The organism is Halomonas sp. 113 (assembly GCF_904067645.1).
In the GTDB taxonomy this organism is placed as follows: domain Bacteria; phylum Pseudomonadota; class Gammaproteobacteria; order Pseudomonadales; family Halomonadaceae; genus Vreelandella; species Vreelandella titanicae.
In genome coordinates, this window is record NZ_LR881453.1 from 3960107 (window position 1) to 3974515 (window position 14409).

Below are 14409 nucleotides of genomic sequence, written 5' to 3' on the forward strand. Positions count from 1 at the left end.
CATGCTGGATATCGGCTTTCTTGAACTGATGCTGATTGGCGTCGTCGGGCTGTTGGTGCTTGGCCCGGAGCGGCTGCCCCGCGCCGCCCGTACGACGGGCATGTGGATTGGTAAAATCAAGCGTACGGTATCCGGTATGCAGCGTGAAATCAGCGCCCAACTGGAAGCAGAAGAGCTGCGCCAAAAGCTCAATGAACAGCAAAAGAAGCTCGATGACAGCTTGAAGAAAGCGAAACTGGACGTAGAGAGCATTGCCGATAGCCCGTCAGACGCTGCACCAGCGCAGCAGAGCGACACTGATAAGAGTGACACTGAGCAGCGCGTTGCCCAGGCCAGCTCTCGATTGGATGACGCCCTGCAAACGGTGCGAGAGGAAACGGTGCGTGAAGAAACACCTCCGTCATCATCTGCCTCGGCTGCGCCCACCCGCGAGGCCGAACCTGAAACGCCTAACCCTGAGTCGGCTGCACTTAATAAGGATCGTAATCACCAATGAGTATGTCTGGCGATTCAAAGGAGCCGCGGGAAGAGCAGAGCCAAGCCCCCCTGATTGAGCACCTGATCGAGCTGCGCTCACGGCTAATGCGCGCCGTGATCGTGATTTTGGTGGTCTTTTTGGGCCTCTACGCCTTTGCCAATGATATCTATACATTTGTTGCCGAGCCATTAATGGCGCTGCTGCCCGAAGGCTCGCAAATGATCGCCACGGAAGTCGCTTCGCCCTTCTTAGCGCCGTTCAAGCTCACCCTGGTGGTGGCAGTATTTATCGCTATCCCCTTCGTGCTGCATCAGGCCTGGGCGTTTATCGCGCCAGGGCTTTACGACAATGAGAAAGCGCTGGCGATACCGATCCTGGTGTCGAGCGTTGCGCTGTTCTACGGTGGCGCGGCGTTTGCCTACTACGTTGTTTTTCCGCTGTTGTTTGAGTTTTTTACCCAAACCGGGCCGGAAAATGTCGCCGTAATGACCGACATTAACCAATATCTGAACTTCGTTCTTAAGCTGTTTTTTGCCTTCGGTGTAGCGTTTGAGATTCCTATCGCGACCTTCTTGCTTATCTTATCTGGCGCCACATCGGTGGAAAGCCTGTCTAAAAAGCGCCCTTATATTCTTTTAGGCTGCTTTGTTGTCGGCATGCTGCTAACGCCCCCGGATGTGATTTCTCAGAGCCTATTGGCGGTACCGATGTATCTGCTTTATGAAGTCGGGCTGTTGTTTGGTCGCTTGGTGCGCAAGCGCAAAGAGGAAAACGAGACTGCCGAAGAGCAAGAAGCCGATAGCTAAGCACTTAGAAAAGTACTTAGATAAGTGCTTCGAGCAATACCCAGATATTGAAAAGCCGCCGCCATGATCAATGGCGGCGGCCTTTGTATCAGCACAGCGCGAGCTTAGTCCATCATTTCTGCAATGCGATCCACCAGTTTAAAAATACCAGTCGCGGCTTCGCTAATTCGCGTTGCCAGCATATACGCGGGCGTGGTGACCACCCGGTGCTCAAAATCCACCACGATATCTTCTACGCTACAGGTGCGGTGTAGCCCACCCATGGCGCTTATCGCACCGGAAACCGCCGGGTCATTGCCCACCGTTACCGCAATACCCTCATCCAATAGACGTGGCACCAGCACAGGGGAAATGCACATCAAGCCAATCGGCTTGGCCTCTTGGCGAAAACCTGTTAGCGCCTCTTTTAGCGCGTCTAACACCTGCATATTGTCGCTGGCGCTGGCAAAGTCCGAAAGGTTCTTGGCGACACCAAAACCACCGGGCACAATCACTGCGTCAAAATCATTAGCCACTAATTCACTCAGTGGGCTGATCTCCCCTCGCGCCAAGCGAGCAGACTCCAGCAGCACGTTACGCTGCTCGCCCTCCACTACTTCTTGGGTGATGTGGTTAACCACATGGTACTGCTCAATATCGGGGGCAAAACAGTGGTAGCTAATGCCCAACTGATCCAAGCGCAGCAGGGTTAGCGTGGTCTCATATATTTCCGAGCCATCGTAAACGCCGCAGCCAGCTAAAATCACTGCCACCTGTTTGGTCATGCCTATCTCCTTATCCCAGGGTCTGCCGAACGCAATACAGCAAAGCTGTCGCTCACTTTAGTCAGTCTGCCGTGTCGCCACAAGACGGCTTTCGCCGCAGGGCATGGCTGATATACTGATTCCAGGCCTTCGGGCATGTTGATTTGCGATCCTTAATGTTCACGATCACTGATTTTTACGACCTCTAATGGAGAGCCCTCTTGAGTACACCCACTGCCCGCCACTTTCCCGCCACGCGCATGCGCCGTATGCGCCGCGACGATTTCTCACGCCGATTGATGCAGGAAAACAGCCTGAGTCCATCCGACCTGATTCTGCCCGTTTTTGTGTTGGAAGGTATCAATCAGCGCGAAGCCGTCGCCTCCATGCCCGGCGTTGAACGGCTGTCTATTGATCTGCTGATCGAGCAAGCTCGCGAAGCGTATGAACTGGGCATTCCAGCACTGGCACTCTTTCCTGTGGTTGGCTCCGAGCACAAGAGTGAGTTTGCTGAAGAGGCCTATAGCGCTAGCGGTTTAGTTCAGCGCAGCGTGCGTGCCCTTAAAGAAGCGCTACCCGAATTAGGCATTATCACGGACGTGGCGCTGGATCCTTATACCAGCCACGGTCAAGACGGCATTCTTGACGAACACGGCTATGTCCAGAATGACCGCACAGTGGATACCCTGCTCAAGCAGGCGCTCTCCCATGCCGAAGCGGGGGCCGATGTGGTCGCCCCTTCCGATATGATGGATGGCCGGATTGGTGCGATTCGCCAGGTGTTGGAGCAGGAACATTTACATAATGTGCGTATTATGGCCTACAGCGCCAAGTACGCCTCGCACTACTACGGGCCTTTTCGCGATGCGGTCGGTTCGGCTGCTAACTTGGGCAAAGCGGACAAGCGCACCTATCAAATGGATCCCGCTAACAGCGATGAAGCGCTCCACGAAGTGGCCATGGATATCGCCGAGGGCGCCGACATGGTGATGGTCAAGCCCGGCATGCCCTACCTAGATATCGTGCGGCGGGTAAAAAGCGAACTACAGGTACCCACCTTCGCCTACCAAGTCAGCGGCGAGTACGCCATGCACCGCGCGGCCTTCGACAACGGCTGGTTAGAAGCGGAGCCGGTAATACTGGAGTCGTTGATGTGTTTCAAACGGGCAGGCGCAGATGGCATTCTGACCTACTTCGCCCTAGATGCAGCGCGGTTACTTCAGCAACGCTAAGATGACAACCTGGTGACACCTTTTTGTCATCTTCTCCCCGCATACTGCACTGATATACAAGTATCAGGCTATGATACCTTCGAGCTATCAACGCGGGGAGATCCACTATGGACGAGCAAGCTTCAGATTCCTTACCACTGTCGTCTACCGATCACACCAGCAGCGACGGCGATACGCCGCTACGGATTAACCGTACCCCGACCGGCGTCCAGGCACGTGAAGCACAGCCTGAAACCGACCTCGACGATACCCAGCTCTACTTCAACCGCGAGCTGTCGCATCTACAGTTCAATATCCGCGTCTTGGAGCAGGCTTTAGATGACGCCCACCCACTGCTCAATCGGCTAATGTTCCTGCTGATCTTCTCCTCCAACATGGATGAGTTTTTCGAGATTCGAGTGGCGGGTTTGAAGCATCAAATTGCCCTGGGCGACGACACCACCGCCGCCGATGGCCGCCTGCCCAAAGCGGTGTTGGCGGAGATCTCGCAGCTTGCCCACGCGCAAATTGATCGCCAGTATCAGATACTCAACGACACTTTGTTACCCGCGCTGGAAACCCATGGGCTGCGTTTTCGTCGCCGCGATCAGTGGACTGATGAGCAGAAAGCCTGGGTTAAGGCGTTTTTCGATAATGAAATTATGCCGGTCATTAGCCCAATTGGGCTCGATCCCTCGCACCCCTTCCCGCGGTTAGTGAATAAAAGCCTCAACTTTATCGTTGAGCTGGAAGGCAAAGATGCGTTTGGTCGCGCCGGGGGGATGGCGATTCTTCCCGCGCCGCGCTCGCTACCGCGTCTGATGGCACTGCCCAAGGAGCTCTGCGAGGAGGGATTCTCGGAATATGTTTTCCTCTCTTCGATGATTCATGCCCATGCCGAGGAGCTGTTTCCTGGCATGAGCGTACGCGGCTGCTATCAATTCCGGCTGACCCGCAACGCGGATATGAGCGTTGACCCAGAGGAGGTTTCGGATCTCGCCTCTGCGCTGCGCGGTGAGCTGCTGGCACGCCGCTACGGCAGCGGTGTGCGCCTGGAAGTTGCCGACAGTTGCCCTGATGACTTGACCAACTTTTTACTGCGCCAGTTTGAACTGGAAAGTGACGACTTATATCGCGTCAAAGGGCCGGTTAATTTAACCCGTATGATGTCGGTACTGGGGGACGTGGATCGCCCCGAACTACTCTATCGGCCGTTTACCCCCAGCATTCCCAAAGCGCTCAAAGCGGGTAGCCTGTTTGAAGCCATCGCCAAGAACGACATTCTACTCCATCACCCTTTCCAGTCGTTTACGCCGATTGAAGACCTGCTGCGCGAAGCCGCCCGGGATCCAAATGTACTGGCAGTGAAGCAGACCCTTTACCGTACCGGCGCAGACTCGGCCATTGTTAACGCACTGGTGGAAGCGGCCAGCCAAGGCAAAGAAGTCACTGTGGTCATTGAACTGCGCGCGCGCTTTGATGAGGCCGACAACCTACAGCTGGCTTCACGCTTGCAAGAAGCGGGGGCAATCGTTGTCTACGGCATTATGGCGTACAAAACCCACGCCAAAATGCTGCACATCGTTCGTCGCGAAAAAGGTGAACTTTGCTACTACGCGCACCTGGGCACCGGTAACTATCACTCTAAAACCGCCAAGCTATATACCGACTACAGCCTGCTGACTGCCAACAAAGCGTTGTGTGCCGATGTTCATAAAGTGTTCCAACAGTTGTCTGGAATGGGCCGCGCACGCAAAATCGACACGCTGTTGCACGCGCCATTTACGCTGCATGAACGGTTGGTGGCAATGATCGATCGGGAAGCGCAGATAGCGCGTAAGGGTAAGCGCGGGCACATCATTATTAAGTGCAACTCGTTAACCGAGCCCAAGCTTATCAAAGCGCTCTACCGGGCCTCACAGGCGGGGGTAGAGTGCGATTTGATTATTCGCGGTATGTGCTGTTTGAAGCCAGGAGTACCGGGCGTTTCCGACAACATTCGCGTGCGCTCGATTATTGGCCGTCTGCTGGAGCATACCCGGGTATTCCACTTCCACAATGACGGCAAGTCGGAGACCTGGTGCTCAAGCGCGGACTTTATGGCGCGCAATATGTTCCACCGTGTAGAGACTTGCTTCCCGCTGCTGGATAAGAAGCTCGCCACCCGGGTACGCAAAGATCTGGAGACCTACCTGGTGGATAACTGCCAGAGCTGGCTGCTCCAGACCGACGGCAGCTACCTACTCCAGAATCCGGGCGACAGCGATGCCATTAGTGCCCAGGAAACCCTGCTCTACGCCTATGCATCAAAAAGCTAGGCATCGAAAAGTCAGCACTCCCCCGCTGCTTAGGGCAGCGGGAGGGATTCTGCCCTCTGCCCGTTTACGCATAGCGTTGGCGTAACACCTTAGCTGCTTCCACCATATTGGCCAGCGCTGGCTCTACTTCCGCCCAACCACGGGTTTTTAAGCCGCAGTCCGGGTTTACCCACAGCCGTTCGGCGGGGATTTTTTCCAGGGCTTTCTCCATCAAATCGACCATCCAGCTCACCTCGGGAATATTGGGGGTGTGGATATCGTAAACCCCTGGGCCGATTTCATTGGGATAAGCGAAGTCCTGGAAGGCATCCAGCAGATGCATATCCGAACGCGACGTTTCAATGGTGATGACATCGGCATCAAGTGCTGCAATCGCGCCAATGATGTCGTTGAATTCCGAGTAGCACATATGGGTATGAATCTGGGTGGTGTTGGCCACACCTGCAGCGCTTAGCTGGAAGCTCTCTACCGCCCAATCAAGGTATGATTGCCACTCATCTTGGCGCAGCGGTAACCCTTCGCGTAGCGCTGGCTCATCGATTTGAATAATTTTGATCCCGGCTTTTTCCAGATCCAACACCTCATCGCGCAGTGCCAAAGCAATCTGGCGGCAGGTGGTTTCCCGCGGCTGGTCATCACGCACAAACGACCACTGTAAAATCGTCACCGGCCCTGTCAACATGCCCTTCATGGGCTTATCGGTCAGGGTTTGGGCGTATTCGCTCCAGCGCACCGTCATCGGGGCGGGGCGCGATACGTCACCGAAGATCACCGGCGGCTTCACGCAGCGTGAACCGTAACTTTGTACCCAGCCAAAACGGGTAAACGCAAAGCCTTCCAACTGCTCGCCGAAGTACTCCACCATATCGTTACGTTCGGCTTCGCCATGCACTGGCACATCGATCCCCAGCGCCTGCTGGCGTTCAACGGCGTAGGCAATTTCAACCTGCATACGGGCTTCGTAGTCGGCCAACGCCAGCTCACCAGCCTTAAAAGCGCGCCGGGCGGCACGAATCGCATCGGTTTGCGGGAAAGAACCAATCGTCGTGGTGGGGAATAGCGGCAGCTTAAGCGCGCGACGCTGAGCCTCAGAACGCACTCCATAAAGCGCCCGGCGCTGGCTATCGACGGGGCTAACCGCCGCCAAACGCTCACTGACCTCAGCTTGGTGGATACGCGTTGATTCACGCCGGGCATCCAGCGCCCGTGTGGCCTGATCCAGTCGCTGCTCATCGGCAGGCGTGGCGCGGTTATCGATCAAGCGCGCCAAGGTGACCACCTCGTCAAGTTTCTGCCGCGCGAAAGCCAGCCAGCTGATCAGCTCATCACCAAGCTCCGTCTCCTGGGCCAAATCCACCGGCACATGCAGCAGCGAGCAGCTGGGTGCCAACCAAAGCCGCTGCCCCAGGCGCACTTTCAACGGCAGCAGGCGTTCTCGCAAGGCAGCCAAATCGGCCCGCCAGATATTGCGACCATCGACAAACCCCACCGATAGCACCTGATGGGGGCCAAGGCGGTCAATCACACCCTCGACTTGCTGGGGGGCGCGCACGGCATCAATGTGCAACCCTGCCACGGGCAAACGGGTCGCCAATGATAGGTTATCGCCCAAGCCGCCGAAGTAAGTGGCTAGCAATAGTTTTAGCGGCGCAGACTGAAGGCGATGATAGGCACGCTCATAGGCCTGCTGCCATGCCAGCGGCAGATCCTGCACCAGCGCAGGCTCATCCAGTTGCACCCACTCAATGCCTTGGGTGGCAAGCCGCGCTAATATTTCGCTATACACGTCGAGTGCGCTGTCGAGCAGCGTCAGGCGGTCAAAATCACCGCCCTTGGTTTTGCCAAGCCATAGCCAAGTCAGCGGCCCCGTCAGCGTTACTTTCGGGGTAAAACCCGCACGTAACGCTTCATCCACTTCGTCAAACAGCCGGTTGGATGCCAGAGTAAAGGTTTGCCCTTCGTGCAGTTCGGGGACGAGGTAGTGGTAGTTGGTATCGAAGTATTTGGTCATTTCACAGGCTGCGGCGGGCTCACCGCTGGGGGCTCTACCGCGGGCCATACGAAAGGTGGTGTCGAGATCGATATCGCCACCTGCCACTTCATTATTGGCGTTAAAGCGGGCAGGCACCGCTCCCAGCGCCACTGAAACGTTCAACACTTGGTCGTAAAATGCGAAATCGCCCACGCTAACGAAATCCAAACCCACGTCCTGCTGCGCCTGCCAGTGACGTAAGCGCAACGCACGGCCGGTGCTTTCCAGCTCGCTACGCGTACACTCGCCTCTCCAGTATGCTTCAGTGGCTTTTTTTAGCTCGCGCTGAGCGCCGATGCGGGGATAGCCGAGAATATGAGAAACTGTCATGATGAACCCTACCAACGTGAAATAATTCACACAGTCTGGGCACCAGGCCTTGATGAATCAAACTAAAGTTTCTAATAGTAAAGATGAAAAACACTCACGATGATTGAGCCACTACATGATTGAGTTACGACACCTACGCACACTGCTGGCTCTGCGCGAAACCGGCTCCCTGGTCGATGCTGCCGATCGCGTGCATTTGACCCAATCGGCGCTTTCGCACCAGCTTAAAGATCTTGAGAGCCGCGTGGACAGCGCGCTTTTTGTGCGTAAAACCCGCCCGGTGGAATTCACCCGCGCGGGGCTGCGGCTGCTCGCCCTAGCCGACCAGGTACTGCCTGAAGTACGCAAGGCGGAGCGTGATTTGGCGCGCCTGGCAGGCACCGAGCAGGGGCGTTTGCATATGGCCATTGAGTGCCACAGCTGCTTTCAGTGGCTAATGCCCACAGTGGACTATTTTCGCGATCACTGGCCGGAAGTGGAAATCGACATTCCCAGTGGACACCACTTCGACCCGCTTCCCGCGCTTGCCCGCGAGCAGCTGGATCTGGTGATCACCGCTGACCCCCAGCCCCTTGAGGGCATTCACTACGCCCCGCTGTTTCGCTATGAAGGGCTACTGGCCGTCGCCCGCCAGCACCCTTTTGCTGGCCGGGGGTTTATAGAGCCCCAGGCACTGGCTGAGGAAACGTTGATTACCTACCCCGTTGAGCAGTCGCGATTGGATATTTTCACCCAGTTTTTGCAACCGGCGAACGTGCGTCCTCAGGAGATTCGTACCGCCGAATTGACGATTATGATGATGCAACTGGTGGCCAGCGGGCGCGGTGTCTGCGCACTGCCCAACTGGGCGCTAACCGAGTATTTAGAGCGCGATTACGTCTGTGCGGTGAAGCTAGGCGAGCATGGGGTATGGAGCACGCTGTATGCGGCGATTCGCGAAGAGACCCGCGAAGCGCCATGGATGCAGGATTTTTTACGCACGGCACGGGAGACCTCCTTTGCAGTGCTATCCGGGATCAAGCCTGCGGATCGCGACGCGGAACCAGCAGTGTAAAGCGCGCGCCGCCCAAAGTGGGACTGGTATCGATGGTCACGCTACCACCGTGCCCGGCCATGATTTTCTGCACAATCGAAAGCCCTAACCCGTAGCCACCAGAGCTGCGAGCACGGCTATCGTCCAGACGGGCAAACGGCTTGAAAATATCCGCCCGCGCTTCCGGCGGAATGCCGGGGCCGTCGTCTTCAACGTCAATACGCACCAGATTGGGCTCATCCCAGAGGTGAATCATCACCTGGGACTTGGCATGGCGGCAGGCGTTGCCGACTAAATTCTGCACCGCACGCTGAAGATAGCGCGGCTCCGCCAGCAGCTCGATTTCAGGACCAGACGCAAGCGCCAACGCTAAGCCCCTATGCAGCGGCGACAGCGTATCAATCACCCGTTCCGCCATGGCCCGACACTCTACCAGCGCCGTTTCAAGCTCAGCGCCGTTAACCGTTTCTCCACCCAGTCGTGCATAGGTGAGAATTTCATCAACTAACTCATCGAGCTCGGCAATGTCCGCATCGATCCCCTGAAGCTGGCGGCGAATGGCGGGTTGATCGGTCATATCCTCGACCATCTGCACGGCAAAGCGAATACGCGCGACCGGGGTGCGCAGCTCGTGGGAAACCGCCCGAATCATCTCCTGTTGACCGCGCAGCAGGCTCTGCACCTGATTGGCCATGCCATTAAAAGCCATCCCCAAGCGGCCTAAAAAGTCGCCGCTCTCTACCTTTACCCGGGTTTCCAGGCGGCCACTGGCAATCCGCGTGGCAGCCAGCTCCAGCCGCGCCATGCGGGCTTCGATACTGCGCATAATCAAATAAATAATCAGGCTGAGAACGATCATCAGCCCCATCAAAAGGGGTAAGTGCAAATTCAACGGTAAGGTGTCGCCGCGGGAAATAGGCCCCGCTTGCAGCCATTGTGACTCGCCTGGCAACTGATAGAGCAGTGTAATTGAAAGCTTATCAGAAACGAGTTGGGTGATGACGTTGCCCCTGGCCAGTTGAGCCTGCTGCGCCGCCGTTAGTCCCGCAGGCAACGAAGGCAAAAGCTGCAACGGCCAACTCCCTGGACGCAATTGGGCAATGCGGCCATCACGCTCTGCCGCGGACGCTGCCGCGAGCCACCCACCAAGCAACTCAATGCTGCCATGCCACTGGTGCTCACTCCAGTCATCGAGTCGTGCTTGCAGCAGCCAAGTGTAGCCGGGCAAACGCTGTTGCAGTAGCCAGGGGCTTTCAGCGACCAGTATTTTGCCCTGCTCCAGGCGTGACCGTTCGAAAAATCCCAAATCCGCATCGCTGATAGGCTGCAGGGTCAGCTGTAAATCGAGCTGTTCCGAAAAACGCTCAAGCAGAGCATTTCGCTGTTCAACCGGTGCGTCGGCGAGCTGTTGCGTCATCAACGACATAGGCAGCGCGGCGAGCTGCTCACGATAGTCTTCACGGCGCACCTGTTCGATAAAGGAGCGCCCCGCTAAGGCGATCACAAAAACCACTAATAGCGCGATGCCCAACAGCAAATAGAAGCGTAAAAACGAGCCGTTACTGAGCACCCGCCGCATGATGCCATCCCTCTGAATGATCAACTGTCTTTGACGAAAAGATAACCTTTGCTGCGCACGGTTTTGATCCGGTGAGGCTGATTCGGATCATCGCCAATTTTGGGTCGAATGCGCGATACGCGTACATCAATCGAGCGGTCTTGGCCGTCGTACTTAATGCCCCGTAAGTCGCTGAATATCTCTTCGCGGGTGAGTACTCGGCCAGCGTTACGGCCCAGCAACCAAAGTAGGTCAAACTCAGCGCTGGTTAAGTCAATTCGCTCGCCTGAAAGCCAGGCTTCACGAGTGGCGTTATCGATCTCCAGGTTTTCAAAACGCAGCCGCATTTCGCCGTCTGGTGCCGGCCCGTCGGCACGGCGCAGCAGCGCGCGCATACGCGCCAATAGCACCCGCGGTTGAACCGGCTTCGGCACGTAGTCGTCGGCGCCCATTTCGAGCCCCAAGACCTGATCAAGATCATCGGTGCGAGCGGTCAGCATCATGATCGGGCCAGCAAAATTGGGTCTAACACGACGACAAATCGCCAGGCCGTCCTCCCCCGGCAGCATTAAGTCTAAAATCACCAGATCGGGCTGTAGGGTTAAAATACGGTCGACCCCTTTCGCACCGTCAGCTTCCAGCGTTACTTGGAAGCCGTTCGCTTCCAAGTAATCACGGGTCAGCTCGGCTAAACGCTGGTCATCCTCAATGATCAGGACATGATCTTGATCAGGATAGTCAGGCATTACAGACTCTTGCGACTCAAGCGCCTGAAATTGCTGTTCCAAATGATCTACCATCCTCTTTATGCACTCCGCTTAGGCTGTTTATTTTTTCACCCGCTCACCCAATACCAACGCAGGCGCCCTATGATTGGCACTCAGGATAACTCAAAACTATCAAAACACCCGCTTCTGTCGTTACAATCATGCGCATTGATCGGTAGACAAGGCCCGATACTTGATTCTCGCACCTGCGGCAGCTACTGTTAAGGCGCGAACTGTCGACAATTTGACAGGAGGAACCTGCCATGGGAAGTAGCAAAACGAAAAGTGTCATTAAGCGTGTTTACGTTCCAGCCCAAGTGCGCGACCTGCCCAATGGGGAGAAGTTAAAAATCCCAGGGCATTACAAGGCGCCGCCAGGGGAAGAAAACGACACCATTGAGTAATGTTTGGTTAAGTATATCTATTGCTAAAGCATACTTAAAAAGGCAGACCACCAGTGTGAACTGCACCCCAAAAGTTGGACGCTCATCCAACGATTGGGGTGTTTTTCATGACGAAACATAATGAAGCGTTCAAGTTACTAGTAGTGCAACGCTACGCAGAAGGACAGCAGGGTTACAAGAGTCTGGCCAGACAGTACGGTCTTGGCCCTACAACCGTCAGGCGTTGGGTTAAACACTTTGAACAGCATGGTCTAAGTGGCTTGCAGAAAAAGTTCACCCACTNGCACTATATCCATTACTACAATCACGAGCGGATTAAGACCAAATTAAAAGGCCTGAGTCCGGTGCAGTACCGAAATCAGGCCTTGGCTGCTTAGTTTTTCACTGTCCAAGTTTATGGGGTCAGTTCAAGTGGCCTGCCTTTTTTTACTTAGCTACTTTTTTCGACTACACATTTTGACGCAATTGCACGAAGCGGGCTTTTCAACAGCTTTGCTTTTCAGCGGCTACCCTTTGGGCCCAAACAGAAACCATGCAATTAAGCCGACTAACGGGAAAAACAGCAGCACCAGGATCCATATCAGCTTAGCAAGACCACCCGCGCCGCTTTTGGCTACTTTCACAATGGCCCAGATCACAATGATGAGCCAAATTAGCCCTAATAAACCACCTACTTCAATGCCCATAGCAACTCCTTAGCATGTTGGCACTCGTATTAATTTAGACAATCATATCAGTGGCACATTCACAAGCCGAACTCACTGCTCGGGAAGGCTCAACACCATCTCACCCGACTGTATTTCAATCGACAATAAATTTAAAAAGCTCATGCCGAGTAGAACGGTGTCACGCTCCATGCCGGGGCTGATAGACCCCTGCACATTCTGCACTTTTAGACCGCCCAGAGAAACCTCATTGAGTTCGGTTAAAGTACCTTCAACTCGACCATTGGCGGTATTGAACCAAGCGCGGCGTCCCGGTTTTAGGCCTAACTCGCTAGCCAAATCGACCGGTATGGCGACATAGGTGGCGCCAGTATCGAGCAAAAAGGTCACCGGCGTGCCGTTGATGCGTCCCGGCGCTTCAAAGTGCCCTGCCCGGTTACGTTTTAAGGTAACCGGCTCACCTGCAGGTAGCGTATGCACAATATTCGCGTTCGGGCGCATCATCTCTTCGAGACCACCGTGAATCCACCAAGTGCCCACCGCCATTAACAGCACCCAAAACAGCAGCATCATAACGATACCACCGCGTTGCGCTGTTTGACCTGCCAGGTGCGTTGCCATGCTCCACCTCACTGAGGTAAGGATGCCTCGTTAGCGTTATTAGTGTTGCTATAGCTGTTGGCTTCCCAGGCAAGCGCCGCCTCCCGACCACGGCGCTCGTTGACCCTGGCGCAAATCAGCATCGCGATAACGAACAGGGCAACACATAATAGAATAGACGCTTGCAAACCAACCAGCGTCTGCAACACCCCCAGCATGACGATCCCCAACACCCCTGCCAACTTATTCGCCAGCCCCCAGAAGCCGAAGAACTCGGCTGATTTCTCCAAGGGTGAAAATAGCCCCACCAGAGCCCTGCTGGCAGATTGGCTGGAACCCAGGCTAAGCCCCGCCAGGCAGCCGACTATCAAAAATACGTACTGTGCCTGCCACTGCAGGTCAAACTGCCCGTTTACCCACTGCGTCATCTCCGGCGTTGCCCAGATAGCAATAATCGCCAACACCCATAGCGCCAGGGTCATTTGGTACGTTCGCTTGGCACCTAGCTGATCCTGTATCCAGCCAAACCCCAGAGCCCCTGCTGCAGCGGTCACTTGGACAATAATAAACATGATATTACGTACGCTTTCATCCCAGCCGATCACTTGAGCACCATAAATAAAGGCGAACGCGATGATGATGTAGACGCCGGCCATCGAGAACAGCAGTGAAATCAAAAATACCGTCAGATCTTTAAAATAGCGCAGCTCGTGAAGGGTGGTGGTGACGCGGTTCAGGGCAATATGCCGATAAGAGACGCCACGGGGCTGAGGGGTGCCACGCTCTTTTAGCCATAAAAACGTAGGAATAGCGGTAATCAGAAAAAAGCCGGCCGCAAAGGGCCCCACCCAGCGTATGCGCTCAAAGTTTTCCGCGCTGGCCTCGCCTAGCACCACCAGGGTAAAACCTGCCGCAAACAGTCCACCGATGTAGCCGAGCGCCCAGCCAAAGCCAGAAATTTTGCCCAGCGACTGCGGCGGCCCAAGTTCAGGTAAAAATGCAGCAATAAATGACTCCCCCATGGAGTACGCGTAGTTAGACAGCACGATCAATAACAAGCCGATAACGACATAGCCCGGCTCAACGAAGTAGAGCATGCCCGTAGTGACCACGGTGGCGAGATAACTAATCAGCAGAAAGCGTTTTTTCTCCGCCCGGTAATCCATCACCGCTCCGCACAACGGCGCGGTAATCACCACCATTAGATAACTAATCGCCAGGGCCAGGCTCCACAAAAAGTTGGCCAACCGGAAATTATCGCCCCGATCCCCCACAATGACTGTGGTGAAAAGCTCGCCAAATACCACGGTAATAATCAAAAGCGTGTAGGCCTGGTTGGCAAAATCAAACATCGCCCAGCCGAAAATTTCTCGACGCGATGCGTAGCCATCCGTCGCCTTAGCAGTGTTAGCAGGCAGCATTAGTTTTCTCTCACAGGGGAAGCCGTAAGGCTAGCAGATAGAA

At 55.3% G+C, this 14409-nt stretch carries 13 protein-coding genes and 2 pseudogenes; 8 read left to right on the top strand and 7 right to left on the bottom strand.

Annotation, left to right across the window (positions count from 1 at the left end; genetic code table 11):
• Position 1: 1 nt before the first annotated feature.
• Both tatB and tatC read left to right on the top strand, forming a co-directional pair.
• Positions 2 to 496 (top strand): Sec-independent protein translocase protein TatB, encoded by a 495-nt coding sequence (tatB, locus tag YERSI8AC_RS18730; protein WP_027958640.1) that lies wholly within the window; start codon positions 2 to 4, stop codon positions 494 to 496.
• Complete coding sequence (tatC, locus tag YERSI8AC_RS18735) at positions 493 to 1284, top strand: twin-arginine translocase subunit TatC (protein WP_159177297.1); 792 nt, start codon at positions 493 to 495, stop codon at positions 1282 to 1284. Before tatB ends, tatC begins: the two co-directional genes overlap by 4 nt.
• Before the next feature lie 104 nt (positions 1285 to 1388).
• On the opposite strand, the gene elbB is transcribed toward tatC, so the two are convergent.
• Complete coding sequence (gene elbB / locus YERSI8AC_RS18740; protein ID WP_159177298.1) at positions 1389 to 2048, bottom strand: isoprenoid biosynthesis glyoxalase ElbB; 660 nt, start codon at positions 2046 to 2048, stop codon at positions 1389 to 1391.
• 200 nt (positions 2049 to 2248) lie between these two features.
• Between elbB and hemB the strand changes: the two genes are divergently transcribed.
• On the top strand, positions 2249 to 3259 hold the full coding sequence (hemB, locus tag YERSI8AC_RS18745) for a porphobilinogen synthase (protein ID WP_022522097.1): 1011 nt from the start codon (positions 2249 to 2251) through the stop codon (positions 3257 to 3259).
• Between the two features lie 107 nt (positions 3260 to 3366).
• Positions 3367 to 5556, top strand: a complete 2190-nt coding sequence (gene ppk1 / locus YERSI8AC_RS18750; protein ID WP_027958639.1) for a polyphosphate kinase 1 — start codon at positions 3367 to 3369, stop codon at positions 5554 to 5556.
• A gap of 64 nt (positions 5557 to 5620) precedes the next feature.
• Here ppk1 and metE read toward each other — a convergent pair whose 3' ends face one another.
• Positions 5621 to 7918 (bottom strand): 5-methyltetrahydropteroyltriglutamate--homocysteine S-methyltransferase, encoded by a 2298-nt coding sequence (gene metE, locus YERSI8AC_RS18755; protein WP_159177299.1) that lies wholly within the window; start codon positions 7916 to 7918, stop codon positions 5621 to 5623.
• A 115-nt stretch (positions 7919 to 8033) separates the two neighbouring features.
• On the opposite strand from metE, the gene YERSI8AC_RS18760 reads away from it, so the two are divergent.
• The gene (locus YERSI8AC_RS18760; protein WP_159177300.1) at positions 8034 to 8972 is read left to right on the top strand and encodes a LysR family transcriptional regulator; all 939 of its coding nucleotides are present in this window, start codon (positions 8034 to 8036) and stop codon (positions 8970 to 8972) included.
• Here YERSI8AC_RS18760 and YERSI8AC_RS18765 read toward each other — a convergent pair.
• Both YERSI8AC_RS18765 and YERSI8AC_RS18770 read right to left on the bottom strand, forming a co-directional pair.
• Complete coding sequence (locus tag YERSI8AC_RS18765; RefSeq protein ID WP_159177301.1) at positions 8935 to 10530, bottom strand: ATP-binding protein; 1596 nt, start codon at positions 10528 to 10530, stop codon at positions 8935 to 8937. The genes YERSI8AC_RS18760 and YERSI8AC_RS18765 overlap by 38 nt on opposite strands.
• Before the next feature lie 20 nt (positions 10531 to 10550).
• Positions 10551 to 11309 (bottom strand): response regulator, encoded by a 759-nt coding sequence (locus tag YERSI8AC_RS18770; RefSeq protein WP_007113866.1) that lies wholly within the window; start codon positions 11307 to 11309, stop codon positions 10551 to 10553.
• Between the two features lie 230 nt (positions 11310 to 11539).
• Between YERSI8AC_RS18770 and YERSI8AC_RS18775 the strand changes: the two genes are divergently transcribed.
• From YERSI8AC_RS18775 to YERSI8AC_RS18785, 3 genes and pseudogenes are all read left to right on the top strand, one after another.
• Positions 11540 to 11680, top strand: coding sequence for a hypothetical protein (locus YERSI8AC_RS18775; protein ID WP_162836279.1), 141 nt, complete (start codon positions 11540 to 11542; stop codon positions 11678 to 11680).
• 107 nt (positions 11681 to 11787) lie between these two features.
• Positions 11788 to 11940: pseudogene (locus YERSI8AC_RS18780) on the top strand (transposase); the annotation flags it as partial.
• Between the two features lie 23 nt (positions 11941 to 11963).
• Positions 11964 to 12057: pseudogene (locus YERSI8AC_RS18785) on the top strand (IS3 family transposase); the annotation flags it as partial.
• Positions 12058 to 12186: 129 nt separating this feature from the next.
• Here YERSI8AC_RS18785 and YERSI8AC_RS18790 read toward each other — a convergent pair.
• From YERSI8AC_RS18790 to YERSI8AC_RS18800, 3 genes are all read right to left on the bottom strand, one after another.
• Positions 12187 to 12366, bottom strand: coding sequence for a PLDc N-terminal domain-containing protein (locus YERSI8AC_RS18790; protein WP_022522092.1), 180 nt, complete (start codon positions 12364 to 12366; stop codon positions 12187 to 12189).
• A 72-nt stretch (positions 12367 to 12438) separates the two neighbouring features.
• Positions 12439 to 12966, bottom strand: a complete 528-nt coding sequence (locus tag YERSI8AC_RS18795) for a retropepsin-like aspartic protease family protein (RefSeq protein WP_159177302.1) — start codon at positions 12964 to 12966, stop codon at positions 12439 to 12441.
• Positions 12967 to 12974: 8 nt separating this feature from the next.
• On the bottom strand, positions 12975 to 14366 hold the full coding sequence (locus YERSI8AC_RS18800; RefSeq protein WP_022522090.1) for an MFS transporter: 1392 nt from the start codon (positions 14364 to 14366) through the stop codon (positions 12975 to 12977).
• Positions 14367 to 14409: the final 43 nt, after the last annotated feature.